This window comes from Facilibium subflavum, from assembly GCF_003574485.1.
Classification (GTDB): domain Bacteria; phylum Pseudomonadota; class Gammaproteobacteria; order Francisellales; family Francisellaceae; genus Facilibium; species Facilibium subflavum.
In genome coordinates, this window is the sequence record NZ_QLIT01000110.1 from 1 (window position 1) to 5,195 (window position 5,195).

Annotated in this window: 5 protein-coding genes; 4 read left to right on the forward strand and 1 reads right to left on the reverse strand. The window is 39.5% G+C overall.

From position 1 onward, the window contains the following. Positions 1 to 4: 4 nt before the first annotated feature. Complete coding sequence (locus tag DNK84_RS07240; protein ID WP_119343882.1) at positions 5 to 394, forward strand: RidA family protein; 390 nt, start codon at positions 5 to 7, stop codon at positions 392 to 394. Positions 395 to 602: 208 nt separating this feature from the next. Here DNK84_RS07240 and queG read toward each other — a convergent pair whose 3' ends face one another. Beyond that, on the reverse strand, positions 603 to 1,682 hold the full coding sequence (gene queG / locus DNK84_RS07245; protein ID WP_119343883.1) for a tRNA epoxyqueuosine(34) reductase QueG: 1,080 nt from the start codon (positions 1,680 to 1,682) through the stop codon (positions 603 to 605). 272 nt (positions 1,683 to 1,954) lie between these two features. On the opposite strand from queG, the gene DNK84_RS07250 reads away from it, so the two are divergent. The 3 genes from DNK84_RS07250 to DNK84_RS14290 are packed head-to-tail and all read left to right on the forward strand — an operon-like array spanning position 1,955 to position 4,893. Further along, the gene (locus DNK84_RS07250) at positions 1,955 to 3,532 is read left to right on the forward strand and encodes a cytochrome ubiquinol oxidase subunit I (protein WP_119343880.1); all 1,578 of its coding nucleotides are present in this window, start codon (positions 1,955 to 1,957) and stop codon (positions 3,530 to 3,532) included. Further along, entirely contained in the window at positions 3,532 to 4,707 is a 1,176-nt protein-coding gene (gene cydB, locus DNK84_RS07255; protein WP_119343881.1) for a cytochrome d ubiquinol oxidase subunit II, read from the forward strand. The genes DNK84_RS07250 and cydB overlap by 1 nt, the downstream gene beginning before the upstream one ends. A 12-nt stretch (positions 4,708 to 4,719) precedes the next feature. Then, entirely contained in the window at positions 4,720 to 4,893 is a 174-nt protein-coding gene (locus DNK84_RS14290; protein ID WP_162902293.1) for a hypothetical protein, read from the forward strand. Positions 4,894 to 5,195 lie beyond the last annotated feature (302 nt).

Here is a 5,195-nt window from a genome sequence, read left to right on the forward strand (position 1 = left end):
AGAGATGTCTACTCGACAAGAAATCATTCAAACAGATAACGCGCCTCAGGCCATTGGTCCTTATGTGCAAGCCGTTAAGATTGGGGATTTTATTTACACTTCAGGACAGATTCCATTAACACCAGATGGCCAGTTGACGGCGCAAGGCATCGATGCCCAGACAAAGCAGGTAATGGAGAACCTGAAAGCGGTTGTAGCAGCAGCTGGATGCACACTTGACAATGTTGTCAAGACAACTTGTTTTTTAGCAAATATGGATGATTTTGCTGCCTTTAATGCAGTTTATAGTGAATATTTCAATAAAACAGGTGTAGCAAGATCATGTGTTGAGGTTTCAAGACTACCCAAAGATGTCTTAGTAGAAGTTGAAGCAATTGTTTCGGCTGAAAAATAGTCAAATAAATATCTAAAAAAGACCATTTATTTCGAAATGGTTAATTTCCTACAAGATAATGTGGAATTTCCTACACACAAGTATCCTAAAATTATGCATACTGGGTGGTATCAACGGATTGAAGTCTTTATGGATTAAGGCGCGTTACGGACTTAGCCCCCAGCAAGGAAAGATTAATTAGGATAAGGATATCCTGAAACAAAACAACTTATTTCCCCATTTGTTTTTTAATCGCCCAGTCAATATGCTCGATAAGCATGTGATCATTAATTTTTATACGTTTTGCCTTTAAAGCGGCAAGTATCTCATCGCCTTTAGGGGCATTACCTAGGGCTACAGCGATATTACGAAGCCAGGCGGTATAGCCGATTCGGCGAATGGCCGAGCCTTCGGTGTTTTTTAAAAATGTAGTTTCAGACCAGTCAAAAAGCATGAGTAATGCTTGTTGGTCAAGTGTTGAGCGCGTTAGAAAATCTCTTTGTGCTGTTTTAGGGGCATTAACATTGATTGGACAGACAAGCTGGCAGTCATCACAGCCATAGATACGATTGCCTATTTGATCACGAAATTCAAGTGGAATTTCATTTTTGTTTTCAATGGTTAAATAAGAAATACAACGCCTTGCATCAACGACTTTATTATTGACAATAGCATTAGTGGGACATGCTTTAATACATGCTTTGCATGATCCGCACATTTCAGTTTGCTTGGGTGCGGAAAAGCGACTGAAATCAATATTGGAGTAAAGACTGCCTAAAAAGAAAAAAGAGCCTTCTTTTGCATCCATAAGGTTACTGTTTTTTCCAATCCAGCCAAGGCCTGCTTTTTCTGCCAGAGGCTTTTCCATTACAGGGGCGCTATCACTAAAAACACGGCAATTATGTTGCGGGAACATGCTTTTAATAAAGTCATCAAGCTTTGTTAGTTTTTTTCGAATGAGCTTATGATAATCTCGGCCTTGTGCATAGTAGGAAATTTTTGCGATCTGACTTGGTGTTGTAAGCTGTTTGCGGATGCCTTTAAATGGATACTTTTCAGGTAGGTAATTTAAGCGAACCATAATAATACTTTTGGTATTTTCAACCAGTTCTTGCGGTGTATAGCGTTTGCTGCCGTGTTTGTGCATATAATCTAAATCAGCATGAAACCCATTGTCAATCCAGCTTTGAAAGTGAGGGATATATTGACTAAGATCACAGTCTGTGGCGGCGATATCTGAAAAACACAGTATGTGTAATGCAAAATCTTTGATCTGCTGCCATTGCTGTTGTGTGACCGGTTGGTGTATGGTTAAAGACATAAAGCTGTTTTCATGTGTAATCTATAAAATCCGTGATACTGTAGCTAAAAATTGTTTGATTTGCAACCATGTTGAGTCTTTTGTAAATCTGGCGCTTTATTTTTACAGGTACTGATCACGCTTTATTTAACAAATGTATAGGTTGATAATAAAAACTTGTTGAAAAATTAGATTGCTAGTTGAGGTTGCAATCGAGAGATAAAAGCGTAAAATTTGACGTAAATCAAGTTTTATACAAAATTTTGGGGCGTCTTATACAGATGGATATATCACAGGTTCTGGTGGATTTATCACGTAGCCAGTTTGCTTTTACAGCGATATTCCACTTCGTTTTTGTTCCGTTAACACTTGGGCTTTCATGGATCTTGTTTATCATGGAAGCAGCTTACCTAAAAACAGGTAAGCAAGTGTATAAAAACATGGTGAAGTTTTGGGGAAAACTCTTTGCGATTAACTTTGCCATGGGTGTTGTCACCGGTATTACGATGGAGTTTGAGTTTGGCTTGAACTGGGCTTATTTTTCACGCTTTATTGGTGAAAGCTTTGGCACGGTATTGGCAATAGAAGGCCTAACCGCGTTTATGACTGAGGCAACACTGTTTGGCTTATTTTTCTTTACCTGGGGAAAGGTCAGTAAAAGAACGCATTTGATAATTACTTTCTTTTTAGCATTAGGCACAAACTTGTCAATCGTGAATATCTTGGTTGCCAATAGCTGGATGCAGCATCCTGTTGCAAGCTTTTTAGACCCGCATACCATGCAGATGCAACTTACCAGCTTTGTTGATATCTACATGCAGGAGTTAGCACAGATTCGTATTGGTCATGTGGCCTTTGCCGGTTATGTGATCTCGGCAATGTTTGTCGTTGGGATCAGCGCATGGTATTTATTGAGAAAACGCAATACAGGGTTTGCCATGCGCTCTTTGGCTGTGGGCTTGGGTTTTGGTTTAACAACTTCTATTTTTATCTTCTTTTTGGGTGATGCTAACGGCTTGGCTGTTGATAAGTATGAACCTGCAAAAATGGCTGCAATAGAAGGCCAGTGGGAGACACAAAAACCACCTGCAGCATGGTCTGTTATTGCTTTTCCTTCCCAAAGCAAAGAAAAAAACTATTTTGAGATTACGATTCCATGGATGTTGAGTTTAATTACAGGGCATAACTTAAATGCGACGGTTGAGGGCTTAAAACCCATTATGGCACAAAATGCGCAAAAAATACGTGATGGCCTGGTCGCTTTAAAAGCCCTGCAAAATATCAGGCAAGGCAAAGCGACAAAAGCTGATCTTGCTATTTTTGATCCAAAAAATAAAGCCACCAGTATTTATCGTGATAATATTGGCTATGCTTTTATTTTGCAACAGCAGGTCAAAGATCCATTTAATGCAACCACTACGCAAATTGCTAATGCATCTAAGCAGACAATACCACTGGTTTGGCCTGCCTTTTATGGGTTTAGAGTGATGCTGGGCTGCTGGTCTATTGTGTTTTTAATTATGGTTATTACGACAATATTGTTATTACGTCGAACTTTGTTGAATCATCGTTGGCTATTGTGGGCAGCATTATTTGCAATTCCGCTACCTTATATTGCCGCAGAAGCTGGATGGATTATTGCTGAGATGGGACGACAGCCTTGGGTGGTGCATGGTATATTGCCAACCTCATTGGGTGTTTCAAGCCTTGAGTCATGGAACATTGTTGTAAGTCTTTTATTTTTTGCATTGTTATACTTGGCTTTGTTTATTGTTGAGCTTGTTATCATGTTTAAGGTGGCGCGAAAAGGGCCAGGCAGTTTAGGTACAGGACGATATGATAATGAGGAGGCGCACTGATGATATTTGATTATATAACATTGCAGATTATCTGGTGGGTCATTATTCTTTTAGTCTTGATTCTTTATGCAACAACAGCCGGCTGTGACTTTGGTGTAACGATTATGATGCCTTTTATGTCAAGGCACAAAAAATTTGCTGATAATGATATTGAAAGACGTCTGGCATTAAATACAATTTCGCCTACCTGGGATGGTAATCAAACCTGGATTGTTATTGGTGGCGGTGCTTTATTTGGGATTTGGCCAGCTGTTTATGGAACGATTTTCTCAGGACTCTACCCTGCGTTATTGCTGATCTTGTTTGCCTTTTTCCTGCGCCCGCCTGGGTTTGATTATCGTGCGAAGATTGATCGTGATGGCTGGCGTAAATTTTGGGACTGGGGGCTTTTTGTCAGCAGCTTTATTCCGATGTTTTTGTTTGGTTTAGTGCTAGGTGCTTTATTTCACGGTTTGCCTTTTTATCATGATGATTTTATGTTGCGATCAGAATATATTGGTAATTCCTTTTTAAGCCTTTTCTCACCATTTAGCTTTTTATGTGCGCTGTTGGCTGTTGTGATGTGTTTAATGCATGGCAGTTTTCATTTAAACCGCAGGCTTTCAGGAGAATTGGGCAAGCGTTTTGGGCGCTTAGCAACCCTATTTACAATGGGTGCCTTGGTAGGGATTACCTTGGGCGTAATTGCGCTTAGTTTCTGGTTGCCTGGTATGGTCGTTGAGGCGGCGCCTTTTAGTTTATCTTATCACACAGACGTTAATGTGATGGTAGGTGGCTGGATGAGTAATTTCACACTGCACCCCTGGATGTGGGTGGCACCGGTTCTCTGCTATGTTGCTTTGATTTTAGCGATTATTATTAAATCAGCAAAGCCTGCGATAGCCTATTGGTGCAGTGCGATTGGTATAGCAGCGTTAATGTGCTCAGCAGCATTTGCACTGTTTCCTTTTATTGTACCATCAAGCGTTGCAATCAATGGCAAGATAGGTGTGCAAAGCCTGACAATCTGGAATGCATCATCAGCACCATATAGTTTAATGGGGATGTTTTATATTACTATTGTGGTGATGATCGCTATTATCAGCTACAAACTCTGGGGTTTTTATACGATTTGGCGTGATAAAGCAACGCTTGATCAAAGTGATTTAGAAGACAATAAACACACATTTTATTAAGGAGCGCGTAACATGTGGTACATTACCATTGCCGTTATGTTGGCAGTTTCACTTTATGTTGGATATCGCTTTACGTTATACGTTGATCGCAAGATTTCAAATAATCGTTATTTAGAAGTAAGTGATGATCCGAATCATCCAGCAAATCAGCTTGTAAAAGCGGATGAAAATCTAAAAAAACAATAGCTTTAAGCCTTGTACGCTGATGCTAAATGCATAAATTCGTTTGTTTGATATGCTGGTTTGATGCTTTTTCTAAGTATGCTTCTTTCAAGGAGTTGGCCATACCAATATTCTCAGTGCCGTCATTTTCTTGATCAACAGCTGTCATAATCTAATATAACAGCCTATATAAACTATAAAACCTGTAAAAGTGCGTAACTTCCCGACTTTGACACTTTTCAAAGTTATCCACAGGTTTGAAGAAAGATATTTTTGCTCAGGCCTTATTTTATAAGGGTTTTTGTCTTCCAAAAAGGTCAATTTTT

Bases quoted from the DNA above. Each gene is read 5' to 3' on its own strand.
- DNK84_RS14290 (WP_162902293.1), top strand. From the start codon at position 4,720: ATGTGGTACATTACCATTGCCGTTATGTTGGCAGTTTCACTTTATGTT.
- DNK84_RS07250 (WP_119343880.1), top strand. From the start codon at position 1,955: ATGGATATATCACAGGTTCTGGTGGATTTATCACGTAGCCAGTTTGCT.
- DNK84_RS07240 (WP_119343882.1), top strand. From the start codon at position 5: ATGTCTACTCGACAAGAAATCATTCAAACAGATAACGCGCCTCAGGCC.
- cydB (WP_119343881.1), top strand. From the start codon at position 3,532: ATGATATTTGATTATATAACATTGCAGATTATCTGGTGGGTCATTATT.